Annotated in this window: 25 protein-coding genes; 14 read left to right on the forward strand and 11 right to left on the reverse strand. The window is 74.3% G+C overall.

The window, feature by feature from the left end; genetic code table 11:
• Positions 1–69: 69 nt before the first annotated feature.
• From ACN9M0_RS30215 to ACN9M0_RS30225, 3 genes are all read left to right on the forward strand, one after another.
• Positions 70–2,220: a phage holin family protein gene (locus ACN9M0_RS30215; RefSeq protein ID WP_426404522.1), complete on the forward strand. Its 2,151-nt coding sequence runs from the start codon at positions 70–72 to the stop codon at positions 2,218–2,220.
• A 246-nt stretch (positions 2,221–2,466) separates the two neighbouring features.
• Complete coding sequence (locus ACN9M0_RS30220) at positions 2,467–2,844, forward strand: hypothetical protein (protein ID WP_366040102.1); 378 nt, start codon at positions 2,467–2,469, stop codon at positions 2,842–2,844.
• Positions 2,845–2,904: 60 nt separating this feature from the next.
• Positions 2,905–3,087, forward strand: a complete 183-nt coding sequence (locus ACN9M0_RS30225; RefSeq protein ID WP_366040103.1) for a hypothetical protein — start codon at positions 2,905–2,907, stop codon at positions 3,085–3,087.
• Positions 3,088–3,163: 76 nt separating this feature from the next.
• Here ACN9M0_RS30225 and ACN9M0_RS30230 read toward each other — a convergent pair whose 3' ends face one another.
• Positions 3,164–3,391: a hypothetical protein gene (locus ACN9M0_RS30230; protein ID WP_426404523.1), complete on the reverse strand. Its 228-nt coding sequence runs from the start codon at positions 3,389–3,391 to the stop codon at positions 3,164–3,166.
• Between the two features lie 396 nt (positions 3,392–3,787).
• Positions 3,788–4,996, reverse strand: coding sequence for a low temperature requirement protein A (locus ACN9M0_RS30235; RefSeq protein ID WP_366040105.1), 1,209 nt, complete (start codon positions 4,994–4,996; stop codon positions 3,788–3,790).
• Between the two features lie 251 nt (positions 4,997–5,247).
• Between ACN9M0_RS30235 and ACN9M0_RS30240 the strand changes: the two genes are divergently transcribed.
• Positions 5,248–5,679, forward strand: a complete 432-nt coding sequence (locus tag ACN9M0_RS30240; protein WP_399696682.1) for a hypothetical protein — start codon at positions 5,248–5,250, stop codon at positions 5,677–5,679.
• 29 nt (positions 5,680–5,708) lie between these two features.
• Here ACN9M0_RS30240 and ACN9M0_RS30245 read toward each other — a convergent pair whose 3' ends face one another.
• Positions 5,709–6,515, reverse strand: coding sequence for a helix-turn-helix domain-containing protein (locus ACN9M0_RS30245; RefSeq protein ID WP_426404524.1), 807 nt, complete (start codon positions 6,513–6,515; stop codon positions 5,709–5,711).
• Positions 6,516–6,614: 99 nt separating this feature from the next.
• On the opposite strand from ACN9M0_RS30245, the gene ACN9M0_RS30250 reads away from it, so the two are divergent.
• Positions 6,615–6,920 carry a 4a-hydroxytetrahydrobiopterin dehydratase gene (locus ACN9M0_RS30250; protein ID WP_366040108.1) on the forward strand — a complete coding sequence of 102 codons (306 nt, stop codon included), beginning with the start codon at positions 6,615–6,617 and terminating at the stop codon, positions 6,918–6,920.
• Positions 6,921–6,940: 20 nt separating this feature from the next.
• Positions 6,941–7,699, forward strand: a complete 759-nt coding sequence (locus ACN9M0_RS30255) for a class I SAM-dependent methyltransferase (RefSeq protein ID WP_399696684.1) — start codon at positions 6,941–6,943, stop codon at positions 7,697–7,699.
• On the opposite strand, the gene ACN9M0_RS30260 is transcribed toward ACN9M0_RS30255, so the two are convergent.
• Both ACN9M0_RS30260 and ACN9M0_RS30265 read right to left on the reverse strand, forming a co-directional pair.
• On the reverse strand, positions 7,674–8,144 hold the full coding sequence (locus ACN9M0_RS30260; RefSeq protein ID WP_426404525.1) for a hypothetical protein: 471 nt from the start codon (positions 8,142–8,144) through the stop codon (positions 7,674–7,676). The two genes, ACN9M0_RS30255 and ACN9M0_RS30260, sit on opposite strands and share 26 nt — an antisense overlap.
• Positions 8,141–8,620: a hypothetical protein gene (locus tag ACN9M0_RS30265; RefSeq protein ID WP_366040793.1), complete on the reverse strand. Its 480-nt coding sequence runs from the start codon at positions 8,618–8,620 to the stop codon at positions 8,141–8,143. Before ACN9M0_RS30265 ends, ACN9M0_RS30260 begins: the two co-directional genes overlap by 4 nt.
• 39 nt (positions 8,621–8,659) lie before the next feature.
• On the opposite strand from ACN9M0_RS30265, the gene ACN9M0_RS30270 reads away from it, so the two are divergent.
• Positions 8,660–9,610 (forward strand): helix-turn-helix transcriptional regulator, encoded by a 951-nt coding sequence (locus ACN9M0_RS30270; protein ID WP_426404526.1) that lies wholly within the window; start codon positions 8,660–8,662, stop codon positions 9,608–9,610.
• Between the two features lie 130 nt (positions 9,611–9,740).
• Here ACN9M0_RS30270 and ACN9M0_RS30275 read toward each other — a convergent pair whose 3' ends face one another.
• Entirely contained in the window at positions 9,741–10,595 is an 855-nt protein-coding gene (locus tag ACN9M0_RS30275) for an NmrA family transcriptional regulator (RefSeq protein ID WP_399696689.1), read from the reverse strand.
• Positions 10,596–10,715: 120 nt separating this feature from the next.
• Between ACN9M0_RS30275 and ACN9M0_RS30280 the strand changes: the two genes are divergently transcribed.
• A complete protein-coding gene (locus ACN9M0_RS30280) occupies positions 10,716–11,648 on the forward strand; it encodes a cupin domain-containing protein (protein WP_426404527.1) in 933 nt (310 codons plus the stop codon).
• A gap of 111 nt (positions 11,649–11,759) precedes the next feature.
• Positions 11,760–12,686, forward strand: a complete 927-nt coding sequence (locus ACN9M0_RS30285; protein ID WP_426404528.1) for a class I SAM-dependent methyltransferase — start codon at positions 11,760–11,762, stop codon at positions 12,684–12,686.
• Between the two features lie 21 nt (positions 12,687–12,707).
• On the opposite strand, the gene ACN9M0_RS30290 is transcribed toward ACN9M0_RS30285, so the two are convergent.
• On the reverse strand, positions 12,708–13,172 hold the full coding sequence (locus tag ACN9M0_RS30290; RefSeq protein WP_366040798.1) for an RICIN domain-containing protein: 465 nt from the start codon (positions 13,170–13,172) through the stop codon (positions 12,708–12,710).
• Between the two features lie 125 nt (positions 13,173–13,297).
• Here ACN9M0_RS30290 and ACN9M0_RS30295 point away from each other — a divergent pair, with 125 nt between their 5' ends.
• Positions 13,298–14,572: an SUKH-4 family immunity protein gene (locus ACN9M0_RS30295; RefSeq protein ID WP_426404529.1), complete on the forward strand. Its 1,275-nt coding sequence runs from the start codon at positions 13,298–13,300 to the stop codon at positions 14,570–14,572.
• A 222-nt stretch (positions 14,573–14,794) separates the two neighbouring features.
• On the opposite strand, the gene ACN9M0_RS30300 is transcribed toward ACN9M0_RS30295, so the two are convergent.
• The 3 genes from ACN9M0_RS30300 to ACN9M0_RS30310 all read right to left on the reverse strand — a co-directional run bounded on the left by ACN9M0_RS30300 (position 14,795) and on the right by ACN9M0_RS30310 (position 18,840).
• Positions 14,795–15,589, reverse strand: a complete 795-nt coding sequence (locus ACN9M0_RS30300; RefSeq protein WP_366040850.1) for an aldo/keto reductase — start codon at positions 15,587–15,589, stop codon at positions 14,795–14,797.
• 138 nt (positions 15,590–15,727) lie between these two features.
• Positions 15,728–17,551, reverse strand: a complete 1,824-nt coding sequence (locus ACN9M0_RS30305; RefSeq protein ID WP_366040800.1) for an AMP-dependent synthetase/ligase — start codon at positions 17,549–17,551, stop codon at positions 15,728–15,730.
• 422 nt (positions 17,552–17,973) lie between these two features.
• Complete coding sequence (locus ACN9M0_RS30310; RefSeq protein ID WP_366040801.1) at positions 17,974–18,840, reverse strand: LysR substrate-binding domain-containing protein; 867 nt, start codon at positions 18,838–18,840, stop codon at positions 17,974–17,976.
• A gap of 123 nt (positions 18,841–18,963) precedes the next feature.
• Between ACN9M0_RS30310 and ACN9M0_RS30315 the strand changes: the two genes are divergently transcribed.
• From ACN9M0_RS30315 to ACN9M0_RS30325, 3 genes are read left to right on the forward strand one after another with little or no spacing between them, the layout of a single operon-like run.
• Positions 18,964–20,025: a bile acid:sodium symporter family protein gene (locus ACN9M0_RS30315; RefSeq protein ID WP_426404530.1), complete on the forward strand. Its 1,062-nt coding sequence runs from the start codon at positions 18,964–18,966 to the stop codon at positions 20,023–20,025.
• A 25-nt stretch (positions 20,026–20,050) separates the two neighbouring features.
• Entirely contained in the window at positions 20,051–20,572 is a 522-nt protein-coding gene (locus tag ACN9M0_RS30320; RefSeq protein WP_426404531.1) for an isochorismatase family protein, read from the forward strand.
• A complete protein-coding gene (locus ACN9M0_RS30325; protein WP_399696696.1) occupies positions 20,569–20,952 on the forward strand; it encodes a (2Fe-2S) ferredoxin domain-containing protein in 384 nt (127 codons plus the stop codon). The genes ACN9M0_RS30320 and ACN9M0_RS30325 overlap by 4 nt, the downstream gene beginning before the upstream one ends.
• A gap of 8 nt (positions 20,953–20,960) precedes the next feature.
• Here ACN9M0_RS30325 and fdhD read toward each other — a convergent pair whose 3' ends face one another.
• Positions 20,961–21,788, reverse strand: coding sequence for a formate dehydrogenase accessory sulfurtransferase FdhD (gene fdhD / locus ACN9M0_RS30330; protein ID WP_366040805.1), 828 nt, complete (start codon positions 21,786–21,788; stop codon positions 20,961–20,963).
• A gap of 248 nt (positions 21,789–22,036) precedes the next feature.
• Here fdhD and ACN9M0_RS30335 point away from each other — a divergent pair, with 248 nt between their 5' ends.
• Positions 22,037–22,987: a beta-ketoacyl-ACP synthase III gene (locus ACN9M0_RS30335; RefSeq protein ID WP_399696698.1), complete on the forward strand. Its 951-nt coding sequence runs from the start codon at positions 22,037–22,039 to the stop codon at positions 22,985–22,987.
• The last annotated feature ends 62 nt before the right edge of the window (positions 22,988–23,049 follow it).

The raw sequence follows: 23,049 nt of genomic DNA on the forward strand, positions 1-23,049 counted from the left end.
GCCTCTCCCGCCCGATCGCGGCCGTTGTGCCACGCTTGAGGCAGGAAACGGGCGAAAGGTGAAGCGGGCGTGGGTGACGGGCGATGGGGTGGCGCCGACCGCTGGCGGTCCGCGGGCAGGACAGTGGCGCGGGTGCTCGTGGTCTGGGGGGTGTCCACGCTCACCATGCTCCTGCTCGCCGGACTCCTCCCCGACTTCCAGCTCCAGTCCGCCGACGGCGACAGCTTCACGCGGACCGCCCTCACCGCCGCCACCGCCGCGGGCGCGTTCGGTCTGCTCGGCGCGCTCGTGTGGCCGCTGATCGTACGGGCGCTGCTGCTCGTCCCCGCGCTCGTCCTCGGCCTGCTCGTCTTCTTCCTCAACGGCTCCCTGCTGCTCGTCGCGCTGTGGCTCATCCCCGACGGGCGTGGGGCCGCCGACCCCGAGACCGCCGTCGTGGTCGCCGCCGTCATGTCCGCCGTCGCCTCCGCCACCTCCACGGCCCTCGCCGTCCGCGACGACGACGCCTACCGGCGCCGGCTCTACCGGCTCACCGGCCGCACCCGCCCCCGCGACCCCGGCGACACGGCGGGGTCCGTGCCCGGCACGGTCTTCCTCCAGCTCGACGGCGTCGGCCACCACGTGCTGCGCGGAGCCGTCGCCGACGGCCTCATGCCGACCGTCGCGGGCTGGCTGGACACCGGCCACCGGCTCACCCCCTGGCGCACCGACTGGTCCAGCCAGACCGGCGCCAGCCAGCTCGGCATCCTGCACGGCTCCAACGAGGACGTGCCCGCCTTCCGCTGGTACGAGAAGGACACCGGCCGGCTCATGGTGTCGAACCGCCCGGCGAGCGCCGTCGAGCTCCAGCGCCGGGCCGTGCGCCGCACCGGGGACGGCGGTCTCCTGACCGTCGACGGGGCCTCCCGGGGCAACCTCTTCAGCGGCGGCGCCGACCAGCTCGCCCTCGTCCTGTCGATGGCCGCCCGGCGCGGCCGCCGCAACCGCTCCAGGGCGGGCTACTTCGCGTACTTCTCCGACCCGGCCAACGCCGTCCGCACCGCCGGATCGCTCGTCACCGAGTGCTTCCGCGAGATGTACCAGTCGACGCGGGCGCTGCTGCGCCGGGAGACCCCGAGGGTCTCGCGCGGCGGCACGTACCCCTTCGTCCGCGCCTTCGCGACGGTCGTCGAGCGGGACGTCGTGGTCTCCGCGGTGATGGGGGACATGCTGGCCGGGCGGACCGCGGTCTACGCCGACCTCGTCGCGTACGACGAGGTGGCGCACCACTCGGGCCCGCACGGCCGCGACACGGACCAGGTCCTGGCGCGCCTCGACCGCGCGATCGGGCTCATCGCGACCGTCGCCGAGCACGCCCCACGGCCGTACCGGATCGTGCTCCTCTCCGACCACGGGCAGAGCCCCGGCGAGACCTTCGAGTCGGCGTACGGGCTGACCCTCAAGGATCTTGTACGGGCCGGGTGCGGGCTCCCCGTGCCGCGCCGCGTGCGGCGCACTCGAAGCGGTTCGGAGGCGCGGGACGCGGCCAGGGACGCGCTGCGCAGCGCGCTGCACCGGCCGGTGGACGAGAGCGGCGAGACAGCGCGGGAGCTGCCCGCCCGGCCCTCCGAGCCGGTGGTCCTCGCCTCGGGCAACCTGGGCCTGGTCTCCTTCCCCGACGTGCCGCACCGGATGACCCGGGAGGAGATCGACCGCCGCCATCCGGCGCTGCTGCGGACCCTCGCGCACCATCCCGGCGTCGGCTTCGTGCTCGTCGCCAGTGCCGAGCACGGCTCGGTGGTGCTCGCCCGCGACGGGGCGGAGGTGCCGGTCACCGAGCTCGCGGACGGCGGACCCCTCGCGGTCTTCGGGCGGGGAGCGGCGCGCGCCGTGCGGCGCACGGACGGCTTCCCGCACGTCGCGGACATCATGGTCAACTCCATGTACGACCCGGCGACGGGAACCGTGCACGCCTTCGAGGAGCAGATCGGCTCGCACGGCGGCCTGGGCGGCGAGCAGTCGCACGCCTTCCTCCTCTCACCGCCGGACCTCTCACCGCCGGTCGGCGCGGGGGAGGAGCTGGTCGGGGCGGAGCAGGTGCACCGGGTCCTGCGGCGCTGGCTGCGCGAGTCCTCGGGTCCGCAGGTGCCGCTGGGGCCGGTGGAGATCGCGCCGTCCGCAGACGCGTCGGAATCGCTTCTCCCGGTCGATGACCCGGTCGCACCGGACAAGAACCACTGAGGTGGACGCCTGCCCGCCGCCACCGGAGGGGCCGCGCCGTCGACCGGGAGATGCCCCCCGGGCGAGCCGAGCCGTCGACCGGAGATGACCGCCGGGCGAGCCGCGCCGTCGACCGGGGATGCCCCCCCCGGGCGAGCCGAGGATGACCGCCGGGGCGGTGAATCCGGTGCCCTGACGTAGGCCGCCCGGGCGGAGTTCGGGCCTCGGGCGCCGCGCCAGACGCACGGCGGGGCAGTACGGATCTCCGTGAGCCCCGCGCACCAGACGCCCGCCGCGCCCGCCACCCCGGCGGGGCGCCCGGCGCGCCCGGACCGGGGCCGGCACCGGTGGATCGCGCTCCTGCTCGTCCTCGCCGCGCTGTTCGGCACCGGGGCCGCCGCCGCGCTCCCCGTCGCCGAGACGCGCGCCGCGGCCCCGGCCTCCGACCCGGGCGGCGAGACCCACGACACGGCCGCCGTCGATGCCGGACTCCCCGGCCGGGCCCGACGGCACACCATGGGCCTCCGCCCCGCCCGGCCCGGACCCCGGGCCCACGGCACCCGGGGTCACCGCCGGACCCCGGCCCCCGCCCCCGTACCCGCCCCGCGCGGCGACGCGCTCCGGTGCGTGGTGATGCGCTGCTGAGAGGCCACGCCTCCCCGCAGTCCGTACGACATCACCCCCCGCACCACGAGGAGTTCCGCCATGCCCGTCGACCCGTACGCCGTCCTCCAGGCCCTGCTGCGCGCCGAGGCCTCCCGCGCCCGCCGCACCGAGCGCACCGTGACCGAGCCCGGTGCCCCGGCCGCTGCCCGGTCCGCCGAGGCGACGGTCCGCACGCCCGAGCCGTCCGCCCACCGGGAGAACCGCGAAGGCCCCCTTCGCTGAACCCCGGGAAACGGCCTCCCGGAGCACACCTCCGGGAGGCCACCGGCCCGCCGCGTACCGACCGCGCGGCCCCGCGTCAGGTCAGCACGGTGAAGGCATGGGCCGTCAACGCCCCTTCGAGTCGGTTCCGCAGTCGCAGAGCCGTCTCCTCGAGCCGGTCCTCCTGGTCGACCGGCAGCGAGAACCCCACCGCCGAGTGGACCCCGCCGACCGTGATCGGCACGGCCCCGCACACCGTGCCGAGCACGTACTCCTCCCGCTCGACCACCGGCGCGCCCCGGCGGATCCCGGCCAGCCTGCGCATGAGCGCTCCTCGTCCGGGACCGTCCGCGGCGTCAGCCGGCTCACCGGCCGCCGCGAAGTCTTGTCCGATCGGCCCGCCCCACCGCGCCGCAACGCCACGATCCTCCAAGTCACCAGCCCGACCGTGCCCGGCCGTGACCCGCGCTCCCGCCGCAGGGACCCGCGCCTCAAGCCGCCGCTGGGACCCGCGCTCCCGCCGCCGCGACCCGGGCCTCAAGCCGCCGCCGTGCCCCGCGCTCCCGCCGCCGTGACCCGGGCCTCAAGCCGCGGCCGTGCCCCGCGCTCCCGCCGCCGTGACCCGGTCCTCAAGCCGCGGCTGGGACCCGCGCTCCCGCCGCCGCGACCCGGCCTCAAGCCGCCGCTGGGACCCCCGCCTCAAGACGTCCCGCCCCGCGGCTCACGCCGCCTCCACCGCCTCGAACGTCCCCACGCCGCGCCGGGTGTGCAGTTCCACGAGGACCGCCGCCGCTCCCGCGAGGACCGCGAGGGCCACCAGGGCCGGGACGAGGCCGACCAGGGGGCCCGCCGCCAGGCAGCACACCCCGCCCACGGCCAGGGCGGTCGGCCGGCGGCCCGAGGTGCGCAGCACGATCGCGGCGGCGCCGAGCAGGTAGACGCCGACGCCCCCGGTCAGCGACCAGGCCACGACGCCGTGCAGAGGCTCGGCGAGACCGTAGTGACCGGTGTCGGCGACCTGCTGGAGGACCTTCTTCATGCCGAGCGCGAGGAGCACGACACCCGCGACCAGCGGCAGGTGCAGGAAGGTGTAGACGTCCCGCGCGAAGCGGGTGCGCTCGTCGCCGTCGAGCCCGGAGAGACGGTGCTCGGCGGCCTCGCCGAGCTGCCGGAAGTACAGCCGCCACAGCCCCGCCGAGAGCAGCAGCCCGGCGGCCGAGGCGCCCAGCACGGCGTACGAGAGGGGGAAACCGGAGACGCCCACGCCCATCGCCACGATGGACTCGCCCAGGGCGATGATGACGATCAGGCCGTGCCGCTCGGCGAAGTGCCCGGGGGAGTTGACCCGCCAGCCGGAGGAACCGGTGACGTAGATGCCGCCGTAGTCGACGGCCACCGCCCCCAGCCACAGCAGGAGTTGGACCCGGCCGTCGTACGCGCAGCCGATGAGGAGCAGGACCAGCGGCGGCAGTACGGACGCCATGGCCGTACGCCGGAGGGTGACCCGCAGCGCGGTGTCCCCCGGGCTGGAGAGCCAGTACGAGGTCAGGTGCAGGACGCGCACCGCGCCGTAACAGAGCACGAAGACCAGCGGTGCCGAGAGCCCGCCCGGCGCGTCCGCGAAGACCTCGGGCACGTCCAGCGACACGATCAGGACGACGGCCATGACGGTGACGAGGACGCCGAACACCGCGCCGGAATCGGCCCTTACGACATTGCCCAGCCAGGCGAAGGCGCACCAGCACCACCAGAGCAGCGCGAGCACGACCATCGCGCCGACCATCCGCACCGGCGAGGGCGCGGCCGCCATCAGGGCGGTGACCTGCGTGATCGCGTACACGAACACCAGGTCGAAGAAGAGCTCCGCGGGCGTCACCTTGTGATCGTCCCCGGTGGCCACCATGTGGGCCCGTTCCTTGTTCCACGCCATCTGTGTTCTCCCCCTCCGGGGCACCTGTTCCGGCCACCCCGGCGCGAAGACTACTCACCCCGGGGGAGCGGTGACACGGCCGTCCGGAGTCCGTCCCGCCCCCTGCACGAAGGCCGCCATTACTTCCGGCGTAATCGACCCCCTCCGCGCCGCCCGGCATGCTCAGGAACACCGGAACCCGGGCGGCGCACTCCGCTCGGGCTCCGGACCCACCACCAGCACGAACGTCCCCCTATGGAGGGTGATCCGCCATGTCCCAGGCCCTGCCCCGATCTTCAAGGATCGCTCGCACCACCCGCCCCGAGTCCGCGCTGCGCCGCTTCCTCGCCCTCGACGCCGTCGTCACCGGGGCCAACGGGATCGCCTACCTCGCCGCCTCCGGCCCCCTCGGCGAACTCCTCGGCGTCGACGCGGGACTGCTCCTCGAACTCGGCGTCTTCCTCACCGCGTTCGCCGCGGGCGTCGCCTGGCTCGCGAGCCGCCCGCAGCCCCCCGCACTCGCCGTGAAGCTCGTCGTCGACGCCAACGTGATCTGGGCCGTCCTCAGCGTCGTCGCCCTCGTCGCCTGGCTGGAGCCGACCACCGCCGGCCTGGTGTGGACCCCGATGCAGGCGGCCACCGTCGCCGGCTTCGCCGGGCTCCAGTGGGCGGCGCTGCGGGCCGTCGCGTCCGTCGCCCGCTGAGGACCAGCCGCGAGGATCAGCCGAGAGGATCAGCGGTTCAGCGACTGGAGGTACGCGACCGTCTCCGGGTCGGCCGGGAGGAGCGTCTCGATGGCCAGCTCGGCGACGGTCACGTCCATCGGCGTGTTGAACGTCGAGATCGACGACACGAAGGACAGCACCCGCCCGTCGTGCTCGATCCGCAGCGGCAGCGCGAAGTACGGGTACGGCTCCGCGTCCGGCCGGTCCTCAGGATCGATCCGCTCCGGCAGCGGATAGCCCGCCACCTCCTCGTACAGCTCCCGCAGCGGCTCCGAACGGGCCAGCGCGATCTGACGGTCCATCTGGGCCAGGAGGTGGCCCCGCCACTCCCGCAGGTTCCGGATCCGGGGCGCCAGGCCCTCCGGGTGCAGGGTGAGGCGCATCGCGTTCATCGGCGGGGTCAGGAGGTGCTCCGGAAGCCCGCCGACCAGCAGCTCGACCCCCCGGTTGGCCGCCACCACCGTGTACGTGCCGTCGACCACCAGGGCCGGATACGGCTCGTACCCGTCGAGCAACTGCTGGATGCCCCAGCGCAGCGTCTCCAGGCGCGGCGCGTCGAGCGGCGACTCCGCGTACCGGGGCGCGTAACCCGCCGCGAGCAGCAGCGCGTTCCGGTCGCGCACCGGCACGTCCAGGTGCTCGGCGAGCTTCAGGACCATGTCCTCGCTCGGCCGGGAACGGCCCGTCTCCACGAACGAGATGTGCCGCGCCGAGGAGTCCGCGCGCAGCGCCAGCTCCAGCTGGCTCAGCCGCCGCTGCTCACGCCATCCGCGCAGCAGGGGCCCCACCCCCGTGTCGCTCACGACAGTTGTCATGGCCAGACGGTATCCCAGAGGGGGACCACGGGTAGCTTTCCCCGGGGCCCCTGTCCGTCACCCCGTCACCCGCACCACCCGACCGGAGGGAGCACCGCCGTGCCCACACAGCCGCTGTCGCAGAAGGAGATCGAGGACCGCTTGCGGGAGCTTCCCGGCTGGTCCGTCGACACGGACCGGCTCACCCGGACCTACCGGCTCGGCGACCACTTCGCGGCGACCGCCCTCGTCGTCCACGTGGCCCAGATCCAGCAGGAGCTGGACCACCACTCCGACCTCACCCTCGGCTACAACACGGTCGCCCTCGCCGTGAACACCCACTCCGCCGGCGGCGCCGTCACCGAGAAGGACTTCGAACTCGCCGACCGCGTCGAACGGATCGCCCCCGGCCACGGCGCGACCTGACCCTCATTAGGATCGCGGGCATGGCGGAGACCGTGCTCGACTACGAGGCAGAGGCAGCGCACTACGACCGGACCCGTGGCGGGGTGCCCAGGGCCGAGGCGGCCGCCGGGGCCGTCCTGCGGCTCGTGCCGCCCGGCGCCCGCACCCTGCTCGACCTCGCCTGCGGCACCGGCCTCGTCACCGAACGGCTCGCCCGGCCCGGCCTGCGCGTGTACGGGGCCGACGCCGCCCACGCCATGGTGCGGGTCGCCGCCGGCCGGGCGCCCGGCCGCGCCGTGCGCGCCGACGCCCGTCGGCTGCCGCTGCCCGACGCCGCCGTCGACGCGGTCAGCGCCGTCTGGCTGCTGCACCTCGTGCCCTTCGCGCCGGAGATCGTCGCGGAGGCGGCCCGGGTGCTGCGGCCCGGCGGCGTCCTGATCGCCACCGTCGACAAGGACGCCGCCCACGACGTCGGCAGCGACATCGACGCGATCCTCCGCCCGTACCGCTCGGCCGCGGCGGCCTCCGACCGCGGCGACCTGATCACCCGGCAGGCCGCCGCCCACGGCCTCGACCCCGCCCCCGGCACCCGCTTCACCGGGCACGGACAGGGCTCCACCCCGCGCGACACCGTCCGGAAGCTGCGCGCCGGCTACTTCGCCTCCTGGTTCGACGGCGACCCGGCGACCACCGAGACGCTCGCCGCCGCCCTGACCGCCCTCCCGGACCAGGACCGGCCCCGAGCCGACCCCCGCTACCGGCTCGCGAGCTTCGTCAGGCGCGGCGGGACTCGCGGCTGAACTCCATCACCCAGTTCGTCACCCACGCGTCGGTGTCCTCGGCGGCGAAGGCCTGCTCCCAGCGGGCCGTGTCCGGCCCGATCCCCGACCAGCGGAACCGCACGCGCACCGGGCGGCCGGCGTAGCTGTCCGTCCCGTGGAAGGTGCCCGTCCCGTCGTCGGCGAACCTGCCCCTCACCGGCGGGTCCAGCTTTCCCGTACGGCTGTTGGACCAGTTCAGCGTCCACTCGCCGTACTCCGGCTCGTACAGCCGCAGCGTCAGTCCACTGAAGCCCTCGGACGGGAAGACGATCTCGTCCACGTGCGCCCGGCCGTCCCAGAACAGCCGGCCCGTGGTGTGCCCCTCGAACTCCTTCCACCCGCTCTCCGGATCGAGGAAGTCCGCGAGGCGGCGGTTGCGGACCCGCCACCGTCCGTCGAGGAAGGCGAAGCCGTCGGCCGTCACGCCCGGCCTCCCGTCGTACCGGAGGGCAGCGCGTCCCCGAGGTATCCCGCCAGGTCCGGCGTCCGGGGCTCCAGCATGTGCCGCACCCAGGCCTCCCGTTCGTGCCCGAGCGGCGGCAGCTCCCACACGCAGCCGATCCACGAGCGGTCGACCCGGACGAAGTGCGCCGGATCGGTGTCCGGGCAGTCCAGGGCGGGCTGGCCGGCGGCCGCGCCGCCGAAGTGGAGCACGTTGTCCCACACCCAGCTGTACGCGTTGAGGTACGCGCCGCTGTCACCGCCGCGGTGCAGCACCACGAAGCCCGCCGCCGGGGTGCCGTCCGGCTCCGGAAGCAGCTCCGGCAGCAGGGCGTACGCCGCCTTCTCCACCTCCGGTTCGATGCCCCCGGGACCGGAGGCGACGTGATAGCGCTTGAGGTGCCGCCCGGCGATCTCGACCGGCGGCAGGACCAGGAGTCTCTTCTCTGCGAATGCCATGACTGGACCGTAAGGAGACTTCACTGACACCCTGTGTCAGTGAAGTCCAGCCGCCTCGTCTCGATCCTCCTGCTGCTCCAGACCCGCGGTCCGATGACGGCCGACCGCCTCGCCGGGGAACTGGAAGTCTCCGTCCGCACCGTCTACCGCGACGTGGAGGCACTGCAGGCCGCCGGAGTGCCGCTGTACGGGGACGCCGGGCACCGCGGCGGCTACCGGCTGCTCGCCGGATACCGGCACCGCCTCGCCGAGCTCTACGCCCGCGAGGCCGAGGCGCTCGTCCTCGCCGGGCTGCCCGTCGCCGCCGACGAACTCGGGCTCGGACCGCACTTCGCGGACGCCCAGCTGAAGCTGAGGGCCACACTGCCCGCGCCGCTCCGCGAACACGTCGACCGGCTGCGGGCCCGGTTCCACATCGACGCCCCCGGCTGGTACGCGGAGTCCACCGAGGCCCCGTTCCTGCCCGAGGTCGCCGACGCCGTCCGCGCGGGCCGCGTCCTGGAGGTCCGCTACCGGCGCTGGAAGGAGCCCACCGACGTCGACCGGCGGCTGGAGCCGTACGGACTCGTCCTCAAGGCCGGCCGCTGGTACCTGGTCGCCGGGCCCGGCCCGCGCACCTACCGCGTCGACCAGATCCTCGCGCTCACCGTCACCGACGAGGAGGCCGAGATCCCGGCCGGCTTCGACCTCGCCGCCCACTGGCGGGCCGGCCAGGAGGACTTCCACGCCCGGCTCCACCAGGGCGAGGCGCTCGTACGGATCTCCGCGCGCGGCGCCGCCCGGCTCACCGGGGCCGCCGCCCGGGCACTCGCCGCCACCGGCACCCCCGAACCGGACGGCTGGACCCGCGCCACCCTCCCCGTGGAATCGGCGCAGCACGCGCACGACACCTTCCTCGGGCTCGGCGCCGAGGTGGAGGTCCTCGCCCCCGAGGACCTCCGCGACCACATCGCCGCGACCGTACGGGCCCTGGCCGCGCTGTACACCTGACCGGAGACCGGGCGTCCGGCCAGAGACGGGGCGTCCGACCGGAGACCGGGCGTCCGGCCAGAGACGGGGCGTCCGACCGGAGACCGGGCGTCCGGCCAGAGACGGGGCGTCCGACCGGAGACCGGGCCGTTCAGGACGCCGCGCCGCCCCACACCCCCGCCGCGAACTCGGCGAAGGAGCGCGGCTCGCGGCCCAGGATCCGCTTCACCCCGTCCGTCGCCGAGGCGTTGTGACCGTCGAGGAGCGTCGCGAACAGCGCCGCGAGCCACTCCGCCTCGGGGGCCGGCAGCCCGAAACCGGCGAGCAGCCCGGCGTAGTCCGCCTCGGACACCGGCTGATAGACCACCGGGCGGCCCGAGGCGCGGGAGATCTCCGCCGCGACCTCCGCGAAGTCCACCGGCCGGGGGCCCGTCACCTCGTGCACCCGCCCGGCGTGCCCGTCCGCCGTCAGCGTCTCGACGACGACGTCCGCCAGGTCGTCTGCGTCGATGAACGGCTCGGCCGTGTCGCCGGCGGGGAAGACGACCGCGCCCTCGGCGACGCCCTCCGCGAGCAGCCCCTCGGAGAAGTTCTGCGCGAAGAACGAGGCCCGTACGACGGTCAGTTCGGCCCCGGACGCCGCCGCCCGCAGGGCCTCCTCGGCCAGGACCGCCGCCGGCTCCCCGCGCCCGGAGAGGAGGGTGAGCCGCCGGACGCCGTTCCCCACGGCCAGCCGGCCGAAGCTCTCCATCGCCTCGACCGCGCCGGGGGCGGCCAGGTCCGGGTAGTAGGCCACGTACGCGGCGTCCGCGCCCCGCAGCGCCGGCGCCCAGGTCTCCGGGGCCTCCCAGTCGAAGGGCGTCGCCCCGGCCCGGGAGCCGGCACGGACCGTCGCGCCGCGCGCGGTCAGCCGCTCGGCCACGCGCCGCCCGGTCTTGCCGGTGGCGCTCGTCACCAGGATCGTCGTGCTCCGCGTGCTCTGCGTGTCGTTCGTGTTCGTCGTCATGGCTCAAGACTCCCGCCCCGAGCGCCGCCCGCCCATGCTCCGCAGTCTCACCCGCCTACGCCTCCGTCTCAGGCACTCCGACCCCCGCGACGTCCCCCGGACGGCCTACCCTTGCGCACCATGGACGCACTCGCCGGACTCCTCGACGGGCCACGCGCCAAGGGCGCCTTCCTGCTCCGCATGATCATGGAGCCGCCGTGGTCCGTGCGCATCGAGGACGAAGCCCCGATCTGCCTCATGTGCGTCACCGAGGGCGAGGCCTGGATCGTCCCCGACAGCGGCGAACCCGTCCTGATGCGCCCCGGGGACATCGCAGTCGCCCGCGGCCCCGAGCCGTACACCGTCGCCCACACGCCCGACGCCGCGCCCACCGCCAGGATCGGCGTCGACGGCTGCTGCACCACCCTCTCCGGGGAGCCGCTCGCCCAGTCCATGCGGCTCGGCGTCCGCACCTGGGGCAACGCCCCGGACGGCGGCACCACCGTCCTCGTCGGCACCTACCTGATGGACGGCGAGGTCGGCCGCAGGCTCCTCGACGCCCTGCCGGGGCTCGCGCACCTGCCCGCCGACGTGTGGAACTGCCCCCTCATGCCCTTCCTCGACGAGGAGATCTCCCGCGACGAACCCGGCCAGAGCGTCGTCCTCGACCGGGTCCTCGACCTGCTCCTCATCGCCGCCGTCCGCGCCTGGTTCTCCCGGCCCGGAGCCGAGGCCCCCGCCTGGTACCGCGCGATGGGCGACCCGGTGGTCGGCCGGGCGCTCCGGCTGCTCCAGAACGACCCCGCCCACCCCTGGACCGTCGCCTCGCTCGCCACGAAGTCGGGCGTGTCCCGGGCCGCGCTCGCCCGTCGGTTCACCGAGCTCGTCGGGGAGCCCCCGATGGCGTACCTCACCGGCTGGCGGCTCGCGCTCGCCGCCGACCTGCTCCGCGAGACGGACGCCACCGTCGAGGCCGTAGCCCGGCAGGTCGGCTACAGCGGCGCGTTCGCCCTGAGCGCCGCCTTCAAGCGGGTACGAGGCGTCAGCCCGCAGGAACACCGGGGCCGCGGCTGACCCGCCGGGCGCAGGACCCGGGGACCGGGGGTCGGCGCCGCGGAGCAGGCGACTGTTGCCGGACCGGCAATATTTCTCGCGCCCCGGGCCGTACCGTCGCACCCTGGAGCCATGAGCCAGCATCGCGCGTCCCACCCCGGCCCCTCGCACGGCGAGGGCCACGGCCGGCAGCACGGCCACGGTCACCACGACCACACCCATCTCGACTGGAGCGAGATGGCGCCGCTCCTGGAGCGGCAGGCCGAGATCGCGAGCCCCGCCTACGCGGAGGCCGCCGCCTGGCTGGGCACCCTCGCGCCGGTGCAGGGCGTCCGCCGGATCCTCGACGTCGGCAGCGGTCCCGGGGTCGTGACCAGCCTGCTCGCCGAGGCGTTCCCGGCCGCCGAGACGGTCGCCGTCGACGGCACCCCCGAACTCCTCGCCCGGGCCCAGGCCCGCGCGGAGGCCCGCGGCCTCGGCGCCCGGGTCTCCACCCTCCACGCCGAACTCCCCGAAGGGATCGGCACCCTGGGGCGGGCCGACCTCGTCTGGGCCGGCAACTCCCTGCACCACATGGGCGACCAGAGCGCCGCGCTCGCGGAGTTCGCCGGCATCCTGAACCCCGGCGGGCTGATGGTCCTCGTCGAGGGCGGTCTGCCCACCCGTCACCTGCCCTGGCACATCGGGATGGGCCGCCCCGGCCTGGAGGCCCGGCTCGACGCCGCCAACGCCGACTGGTTCGGCGAGATGCGCGCCGACCTCCCGGGAGCCAAGGAGGAGCGGGACGACTGGCGGGCGCTGCTCGCCGGCGCCGGACTCACCCCCGCCGGCACCCGCACCTTCCTCACCGACGTCCCCGCACCCGTGTCCCCGGCGGTCCGGGAACTGGCCCTGGCCCACTACGAGCGCCTCCGGGACGGCTTGGGCGCCCGCCTGGACGCGGACGACAAGGAGACCCTGGACCGGCTCCTCGACCCGGCCGACGAGCTGTCCCTGCACCACCGCAGGGACCTGTTCCACCTCACGGCCCGCACCGTCCACACCGCCCGCAAGGGCTGATCGCGGACCGTTCGGCTCCTGTCAGGACACCGGCTCCAGCCGCCACCACTGGAACGGCGAGTCGGTGTCCTCCCACTGCCGGACGTTGCCCCCGTCCTCCTTCGACTCGTCCGCGACCTCCAGGAACAGCCCGCTGACGAAGCTCACCAGAGCCACCGTCCCCGGCGACTGGAGGTCCTGCTCGATGACCCACTCCTGCGCGCCGAAGTTGTTCGCCTTCCACTGCTGGATGTTGGCGCCGTTCTCCGTGGACGCGTTCGCGACGTCGAGCCGTTTGCCGCTGGCCGCGTTGACCAGGTGATGGAGCCCGCCGCCGTTCGGCACGGGCGTGATGTGCCAGTGCTGCCCGGGAGTTCCGTTCCCGGTGCCCTGCTGCACGTTCGCGCCGCTGCGGTTCGACCCCTCGTACACCTCGAGGAGCAGCCCGCTGGCCACGTTCCGTACCCGGTAGAGGCCCTCCGCCACGGGCTCAGGGGCACCGCTCACGTACCGACTCCTTCTCCTCGCCGAGCAGTTGGACAGCGCGAACGACACCGCCACGCGCACCCCAGGGGGTGTCTCCGACCCTACGTCCCGGGTATGACAGCGGCCGGGGCTGGCACGATGGGCCGGTGACCGATCTCGATCTCCGTACCCTGCTCGACGACCCCGCCGAGGTCCTGCGCCACGACCGCGCCGAGCTCCGTGCCCGCCTCGACGCCCTGCCGGAGGAGCACGGCGGCGTCGGCCGCGAGGTGTTCACCCAGGCCGAGGCGGTGTTCGGGAGCGCCCCGGCGACCCCCGCCGAGTTCGCCTCCTGGCTGCACTTCGCCGCGACCGTCCTCGGCCACCGGGAGTACGCCGAGCGCGTGGCGGCGGCCGAACCGGGGCTGCCCTGGCGGACGGTGTGGGCCTGGTGGCGGCCGGTCGGCGCCTACGAGGCCGCGCCGAACCTCAGCGGCGACCGCTCCGCCGAGGTGTACGAGGCCGAGGGCACCCCGCTGGTGAAGGTCTGGGCCCTGTGGTGCGAGGACACCTGGTTCGACCTGGCCACCGGCCGGCCCCGCCCCGCCCCCGCCGAGGGCACGGCCGAACCGTACGAGGAGACCGAGCCGGACGGGCCCTGGCTGTTCGACGGCGACGACGAGTCCTGGGTACTGCGTCACCCCGACTCCTGGGAGGAGCCGATCCCGCTGGACGGCGGCCGCTACGTCTTCCACGACGCGCGCGGAGTGGTCGTGGTGCAGCAGAACGACGCGGCCCTCGCCGACTGGCCGACGGGCGGCGCCGATTCCTCCCGGCCGGTTCCGGCGGACGGCGGGCCGTGGTTCCGGCCCGGCACGAGGAACGCGGACGGCCCGCTCACCGCGGCCCGGCTCGACGCGGTCTTCGGCCCCTCCTGGGTCGTCCGCGTCCCGCCGGCCGAGCTGCCCGCCGCCCTCACGCACGCACCGACCCGGACGCTGCTCGCCGAGGCCGGACTGCCCCGCCACTGGGCGGCCGGCGTCACGTCCTTCGCGGTCGCCGACGAGCCGCTGGCCCCGGGCCCCGAAGGCCTGTTGCGCGTGGGCGAGTTCGACCTCGGGTACTGCGACCCCGGGGAGGTCCTCGTCCACCCCGGGACCGGCGCGGTCGGCCTGCGCCAGCCGGACGGCAGCCACGGCCCCGGCGGCGACGCCGTCTTCCCGCTCGTCCGTGACCTGGAGTCCTTCGTCCGGTTCCTGGAGGGCGTCCGCCGTCACATGGGCGCCTGCTGGGACCCGTACCCCGGGGAGGACGGCGTGAAGACCTTCCTCCGGGCGATGGCGGAGGTGGACGCCGGGGCGCTGGCCGACGGCGCGCCCGGCGCCGGGGTGTGGGAGCACCTGTTCGCCTCGGTCACCGAGCTCGGCGTGGACGGCTACTGAGCCGGGCCGCCGCCGACGCGACGCGGTGCACGGCTACCGAGCCGGAGCGCCGCCGACGCGGCGCGGTGCAGGGCTATTGAGCCGGAGCGCCGCCGACGCGACGCGTTGCACGGCTACCGAGCCGGTCACCGAGTGCCGGTCACCGAGTGCCGGTCACCGGGCCCGCCTGGTGAACCGGCGCACCGCCGCCGCGCCTCGCCGCCCCCACCCCCTCCGTCTCCTTCAGGCGCCGACGTTGAACTCCGCCGGGTTCGGGCCCAGACGGCGGTTCTCGTCGAGGGCGGCGATCGCCGCCAGGTCCTCGGCGTCCAGCTCGAAGCCGAAGACGTCGATGTTCTCGCGGATGCGCGAGGGGGTGACGGACTTCGGGATCACCACGTTCCCCAGCTGGAGGTGCCAGCGCAGCACCACCTGGGCCGGCGTCCGCCCGTGCTTGCGGCCGATCGCGACGATCGCCGGTACGTCCAGGAGCCCCTTGCCCTGGCCGAGCGGCGACCACGCCTCGGTCGCGATGCCGTACTTGGCGTGCGTCTCGCGCGACTCCTGCTGGGGCAGCTGCGGGTGCAGTTCGATCTGGTTGACGGCGGGTACGACCGAGGTCTCGCCGATCAGCCGCTCCAGGTGCTCCGGGAGGAAGTTCGAGACGCCGATCGCCTTGGCGCGCCCGTCGGCGTGGATCTTCTCGAAGGCGCGGTACGTGTCGACGTAGGCGTCCTTGGCCGGCACCGGCCAGTGGATCAGGTACAGGTCGACGTAGTCGAGCCCCAGCTTGTCGAGGGAGGCGTCGAAGGCCTTCATCGTCGAGTCGTAGCCCTGCTCGCTGTTCCACAGCTTCGTGGTGACGAACAGCTCTTCGCGGGCGATCCCCGAGTCGGCGAAGGCACGGCCGGTGCCCCGCTCGTTCTGGTAGATCGCGGCGGTGTCGATCGAGCGGTATCCGGCCTCCAGGGCCGTCGTCACGGCGGCCGTCGCCTCCTCGTCCGGCACCTGCCAGACGCCGAAGCCCAGCTGCGGCATGCTCACGTCGTTGTTCAGGGTGACCGAGGGAACGTTGCTGTCCGTGCTCACGTGGGGTGGATCCTTACGTCGTCGCGGGCTGTACGGAGGTACTCCCAGCGTCAACGATCACGGGCCGTTCCGCATTCCGATCGGCCGTCAGCCGTACAGGGCCGAGACCTCCGCCGCGTAAGCCCGCTCGATCGCCTTGCGCTTCAGCTTCAGCGAGGGGGTGAGCAGCCCGTGCTCCTCGCTGAACGGATGCGCCAGGATCCGGAACGTCCGGATCGACTCCGCCTGGGAGACCAGCGTGTTCGCCGCCACGACGCCCCGACGGATCTCCGTCTCCAGGGCCGGGTCGCGGACCAGCTCGGCGGGGGAGAGCGGCGCCCGCCCCTGCATCGCGAGCCAGTGCTCGACCGCCTCCTGGTCGACCGTCACGAGCGCGGCGATGTACGGCCGGTCGTTGCCGACCACGATGCACTGGGCGATCAGCGGATGCGCCCGCACCCGTTCCTCCAGGGCCACCGGGGAGACGCTCTTGCCGCCCGAGGTCACCAGGATCTCCTTCTTCCGCCCGGTGATCGTCAGATAGCCGTCCTCGTCGAGGACACCGATGTCCCCCGTGGCCAGCCAGCCGTCGTTGAGGACGGCGGCCGTCGCCTCCGGGGCGTTCAGATAGCCGGAGAAGACCTGACCGCCGTGCAGCCACACCTCGCCGTCCTCCGCGATGTGCACCGTCGTCCCCGGGACCGGCTGGCCCACGGTGCCGTACTTGGTCCGCCCGGGCGGGTTCGCCGTGGCGGCGGCCGAGGACTCGGTCAGCCCGTACCCCTCGAAGACCGTGATCCCCGCGCCGGCGAAGAACAGCCCCTGCCTGCGGTCCATGGCCGATCCGCCCGACATCGCGTGCCGCACCCGCCCGCCCAGGGCCGCGCGCACCTTCCCGTACACGGTCTTCTCGAAGAACTGGTGCTGCACGCGCAGCGCCGCCGACGGCCCCGGCCCCGTCCCGAAGGCCTTGTGCTCCAGCGCCTCCGCGTACGCGACCGCCACCTCCACGGCCTTGTCGAAGGGGCCCGCCTTCCCCTCGCTCTCCGCCTTGCGGCGGGCCGCGTGGAAGACCTTCTCGAAGACGTACGGCACGGCCAGCACGAAACTAGGCCGGAACGCCACCAGGTCCGGGAGCAGCTCGGCCGCCGCCATCACCGGCTGGTGCCCCAGCTTCACCCCGCCCCGGACCGCCGCGACCTCCACCATCCGCCCGAAGACGTGCGCGAGCGGCAGGAACAGCAGCGTCGAGGCCTGCTCGTCGTGCCGGGAGCGGAAGACCGGCTCCCAGCGGCCCATCACCATGTCCGTCTCGAACATGAGGTTCGCGTGGGTGATCACACAGCCCTTGGGGCGGCCGGTCGTGCCCGAGGTGTAGATGACCGTCGCCACGGTCTCCGGGGTCACCGCGCGCCGGTGCCGGTGCAGGACCTCCTCGTCGATGTCCGCGCCCGCCGCCGTCAGCTCGCCCACGGCGTCCGCGTCCAGCTGCCACAGCCGCTGGAGCCGGGGCAGCCGGTCGATCACCGAGCCGATCGTCATCGCGTGGTCCTCGTGCTCCACCACGCAGGCCGTGACCTCGGCGTCGTGCAGCATCCAGAAGACCTGCTCGGCGGAGGAGGTCGGATAGACCGGTACGGGCTGCGCGCCCAGCGTCCACAGCGCGAAGTCGAAGAGCGTCCACTCGTACCGGGTCCTGGCCATGATCGCGACCCGGTCGCCGAACCGCACGCCCTGCGCGATCAGCCCCTTCGCGAGGCCCACGACCTCGTCCCGGAAGCCGGCGGCGGTCACGTCGTGCCACTTTCCGTCCGGGCCCTTCCGGCCGAAGGCGATCCGGCCCGGCTCGGCGAGGGCGTGGTCGAACACGGCGTCCGCCAGACCGCCGACCTGAGGCGCCGCCTCGACGGGCGGCACGGTGAACTCGCGCACTGACCTGCTCCTCGACGGCTCGGTGGCTGGAAAAGCCCGTTGTCGCGCTCCGTACGGCGCGGGTGACGGTACCCCACCCGACCGGCCGGGGGGAGGGCCTTCACCAAGCCGGGACATTCCGCGTTCGCACAGGTCAGGGCAGGTGAGGCAGCCAAGTCGAAGGTGTCTCGGGGCTGTTACTGACCGGACGGTACGTCCTCCGGGGGCGAATCTCCACGGAATCTGTACCGGCCGCTCACGCCCCGGCCCCCGAAGCACCGTGATGGCGGCTTCTCGCCGGGCGCCCGGCGCGGCGGGTGCGGCCCGGTCGCCCCTCCGCCCGGCGCGGTCGGTGCGGCCCGGTCGCCCCTCCGCCCGGCGCGGTCGGTGCAGCAAGACGACGGCCCGCCCGGCCCGGTCCGTTCAGTGGAGCGGCGGTCCGTTCAGTGCGGTCGGTGCAGACGGTCGCCGCCCGCCAGGATCGCCTCCGCGAGGGCGTCCGCCGCCTCCTGGGTCCGCCCGCCCCGGCCCCCCTGGCGCAGCACGAAGCCCACCTCCCCGAGCTCTGGAAGCCCCGCGCGGGCCGGGACCGGGACGAGCCCCGGCGGCACCAGGCCCCGCGTGTGCGCCATCACCCCGAGCCCCGCGCGGGCCGCCGCCACGTTCGCGCTCAGGCTGGAACTCGTGCACGCGATCCGCCACGCCCTGCCCTGCGCTTGCAGGGCCTCCAGGGCCCGCGCCCGGGTGATCCCCGGCGGCGGGTACAGGATCAGCGGCACCGGGCGGTCCGGATCGAGCCGCAGCCCCGGCGCCCCGATCCAGATGAGGGTGTCCTCCCAGACGAGCCGGCCCTCGCTCTCCGCCCCGCGCCGCTTGGCCAGGATCAGGTCGAGACGCCCGGCCGCCAGCCGGGCCTGGAGCGTCCCGGACAGCTCGACCGTCAGCTCCAGGTCCACCTCGGGGTGCTCGCGCCGGAAGGACGACAGGATCTCCGGCAGCCGGGTCGTCACGAAGTCCTCCGACGCGCCGAACCGGAGCCGCCCCCGCAGCCGCGTCCCGCCGAAGTAGGCGGCCGCCCGCTCGTGCGCCTGGAGGATCGTGCGCGCGAAGCCGAGCATCGCCTCGCCGTCCTCCGTCAGCTCCACACGATGCGTGTCCCGGGCGAACAGCGGACGGCCCGCCGCCTCCTCCAGGCGCCGCACGTGCTGGCTGACCGTCGACTGGCGCAGCCCGAGGCGGTCCGCGGCCCGCGTGAAGCTCAGCGTCTGGGCGACGGCGAGGAAGGTGCGCAGCTGGGTGGGCTCGTACACACCACGACGTTATCGCGAAACGTGATGACAGTCAGAGTGCTGTGCGGGATTCCCGATCACCGGGCCGTGGAGCAGGATGGACACGCGCGACCCGCCCCCGCAGTGCACAGAGCAGTGGAGCCCATGACCCCCCGTACGCCCGGCCGCACCGCACGCCGTTCCCTTCGCCTGCCGTCCTGGCTGCCCGTCGACGGCTACGTCCTCGCGCTGCTCGGCACGGTCGCGCTCGCCGTGCTCCTCCCCGCCTCCGAAGCCGGCGCGACCGTCGCGGAAGGCGCGTCGACCGGGGCCGTCGCCCTGCTCTTCTTCCTCTACGGGGCCCGGCTCTCGACCCGCGAGGCCCTCGACGGCCTCAAGCACTGGCGGCTCCACCTCACCGTGCTCGGCGCCACCTTCCTGCTCTTCCCGCTCCTCGGCCTCGCCGCGCGCGGCCTCGTCCCCGGCGTCCTCACCCCGCAGCTCTACAGCGGTCTCCTCTTCCTCTGCCTGGTGCCGTCCACCATCCAGTCCTCCATCGCGTTCACCTCGATCGCCCGGGGCAACGTGCCCGCCGCGATCTGCGCCGGCTCGTTCTCCTCGCTCGCCGGCATCGTCCTCACCCCGCTGCTCGCGGCGCTGCTCCTCCGCAACAGCGCGGGCGGGTTCTCCACCGACGCGCTCCTGAAGATCGTGCTCCAGCTGCTCGTGCCCTTCCTGGCCGGGCAGTTCCTGCGCCGCTGGGTCTCCGGATTCCTCGTCCGCCACAAGAAGGTCCTCGGGTACGTCGACCGGGGATCGATCCTCCTCGTCGTCTACACCGCTTTCAGCCAGGGCATGGTCGCCGGCATCTGGCACCTGGTGACCCCGGCGCGGCTCGGCCTGCTGCTCGCGGTCGAGGCCGTACTCCTCGCGGTGATGCTGGCCCTGACCTGGTACGGCGCCGGCCGCCTCGGCTTCGACCGGGCCGACCGGATCGCGATCCAGTTCGCCGGCTCCAAGAAGAGCCTGGCGGCGGGGCTGCCGATGGCGAGCGTCCTCTTCGGCCCGCAGGCCTCCCTCGCGGTGCTCCCGCTGATGCTCTTCCACCAGATGCAGCTGATGGTCTGCGCGGTCATCGCGAAGCGCCGTGCGCGGGACCCGGAGCCGGCGGAGACCCCGCCCGCCTCCTCCGTAGGCCGGATCACATCCATCACCGCCCCTCGATGATCATCCGGGCCGCTACGGTGCTCCCATGCCCGCACTCGATCCCGCCAGCACCGCGCTCGTCCTCGTCGACCTGATGGAACGCATCGTCGCGCTGCCCCTCGCTCCCCGCCCCGGCACCGACGTCCTCGCGGCCTCCGCCCGGCTCGCCGACGCCTTCCGGGCCGCCGGCGCGCCCGTCGTCCACATCCGCGTCGAGCGGCCCCATGTCGACGCCCAGCCGCCCGGCAGCGAGCTCGTCCCCGACCTCGTCCGGGACGGCGACGCCGTCGTCGTCAAGCGCACCATCGGCGGCTTCCAGGACACCGGACTCCACGAGCTGCTGGCCGGATTCGGCGCCACCACCCTCGTCGTCGGCGGCATCGCGACCAACCTCGGCGTCGAGTCCACCGCCCGCGCCGCCTGTGACCTGGGCTACGACCTCGTCTTCGCCGAGGACGCCATGTCCGCCCTCACCGCCGACGAGCACCGCGCCTCCGTCGACCTCGACTTCCCGCGCCTCGGCACGGTCGCCCCCGTCTCCGCGATCACCCTGGACGGGCCCGAGTGACACCGGTCCCGATACGGTACGGGGCCCGCCCCTGCTCCCTGGTCGTCTGCCGCGGCTGCTGCTGCGGCGACGCCCGCAAGAACCCCGGCATGGACCACGAGGGCCAGCTGGCCCGCCTCCGGGCGGCCGCCGCGGCCTCCGGGGGCCGTCTGCTCGTCCGTACCAGTGACTGTCTCGGCCCCTGCGCCCAGGCGAACGTGCTCGTCGTCCAGCCCTCCACCGAGGGACGGCGCCGGGGCGGCCGGGCCGCCTGGATCGGCTGGAGCGCGGATGACGACTGCCTCGACGAGGTCCTCGCCTGGACCGAGGCCGGCGGCCCCGGCATCAGCCCGCCGCCGGCCACCCTCGCACTCCAGATGATCGACCCGCCGAAGAACTGACGGCCCCGTCAGAGCACGATCCGGTGCTCGCCCGCGTACACGTTCATGTCCGGCCCGCGCAGGAAGCCGACCAGCGTCAGGCCCGTCTCGGCGGCCAGGTCCACCGCGAGCGAGGACGGCGCGGACACCGCGGCGAGCACCGGGATCCCCGCCATCACCGCCTTCTGCGCCAGCTCGAACGAAGCCCGCCCCGACACGAGCAGCACCGCCCGCTCCAGCGGCAGCAGCCCCTCCCGCAGCGCCCGCCCGACCAGCTTGTCCACGGCGTTGTGCCGGCCCACGTCCTCCCGTACGTCGAGCAGCTCGCCGTCCTCCGTGAACAGCGCCGCCGCGTGCAGACCGCCGGTCGAGTCGAAGACCTTCTGCGCGGCCCGCAGCCGCTCCGGGAGCACGGAGAGGAGCTCGGGGGCGATCCGCAGCGGGGGAGTGTCGGCGATCGGGAAGCGGGCCGTGGTGCGGACCGCGTCCAGGCTGGCCTTGCCGCACAGCCCGCACGAGGACGTCGTGTAGACGTTCCGCTCCAGGGAGATGTCCGGGACCGTGACCCCGGGGGCCAGCTGCACGTCCACCACGTTGTACGTGTTCCGGCCGTCGTCCGTGGCGCCCGCGCAGTACACGATGTTCCGCACGTCCGACGCCGCCGCCAGCACGCCTTCGCTCACCAGGAAACCGGCCGCGAGCGCGAAGTCGTCGCCCGGCGTGCGCATGGTGATCGCGATCGGGCGTCCGTTCAGCCGGATCTCCAGCGGCTCCTCGGCCACCAGGGTGTCGGGCCGTGCGTTGACCGCACCGCCCCGGATCCGCAGGACACGCCGTCGCTCGGTGACCCGTCCCATCGTGACAGCACTCGATTCTCTCCGCAGGGAAGGCCCAGGAGGCCCTGACCGCCCCATTCTCCGCCACGCTCCTCCCCCGAACGCGCGTCCGGGGCCGGGCGGGGGAGTCGTGCCGGGCCTGGGGCCTTGTCACGGTCGGCCAAGCGGTACGGGTGAATGTTGGTGGTTTACGTCACCTGTTACCGATCAGTCGCTGGCAAGACTGGGGGGTCCTGCCGGACGAACGAACCACCTAGGGGGTCCCGAGTATGACGGGCACTCGCATTGCCGCGCTCGGGCACTACCAGCCCGCCAAGGTGCTGACCAACCACGACCTGGCCGCACTCGTCGACACCGACGACGCGTGGATCACCAGCCGGGTCGGCATCCGCACCCGCCATGTCGCCGGGCCCGACGAACCCGTCGACGAACTCGCCGCCCACGCGGCCGGCAAGGCCCTGGCCACCGCCGGCCTCACCGCGGCCGACATCGACCTCGTCCTCGTCGCCACCTCCACCGCGATCGACCGCTCGCCCAACACGGCAGCCCGCGTCGCCGCCCGCCTCGGCATGCCCTCGCCCGCCACCATGGACCTCAACGTGGTCTGCGCCGGCTTCACGCACGCCCTCGCCACCGCCGACCACGCCGTCCGGGCCGGGGCGGCCCGCCGCGCCCTGGTCATCGGCGCCGACAAGATGACCGACGTCACCGACTGGACCGACCGCACCACCTGCGTCCTCGTCGGCGACGGCGCGGGCGCCGCGATCGTCGAGGCGGTCGAGGACGACGAGGCCACCGGCGCCATCGGCCCGGTCCTGTGGGGCTCCGTCCCGGAGATGGGCCACGCCGTCCGCATCGAGGGCACCCCGCCCCGCTTCGCCCAGGAGGGCCAGTCCGTCTACCGCTGGGCCACCCAGCAACTGCCCGCCCTCGCCCGGCAGGCCTGCGAGCGCTCCGGCGTCACCCCCGAGGAGCTCGCGGGCGTCGTCCTGCACCAGGCCAACCTGCGGATCATCGAGCCGCTCGCCGCGAAGATCGGCGCCGTCAACGCCGTCGTCGCCCGGGACGTCGTCGACTCCGGCAACACCTCGGCCGCCTCGATCCCACTGGCCCTGGCCAAGCTGGTCGAACGCGGCGAACTGCCCTCCGGAGCCCCGGTCCTCCTCTTCGGCTTCGGCGGCAACCTCTCGTACGCGGGACAGGTCATCCGGGTCCCGTAGGTCCTGCCAGGGGCTCAGGGCTGCCCGGGGCGCTCCGGCCGGGGGTGCTCCGGCCCCCGGGT

The sequence above is a fragment of the Streptomyces sp. R-07 genome (assembly GCF_049913175.1).
GTDB lineage: Bacteria > Actinomycetota > Actinomycetes > Streptomycetales > Streptomycetaceae > Streptomyces.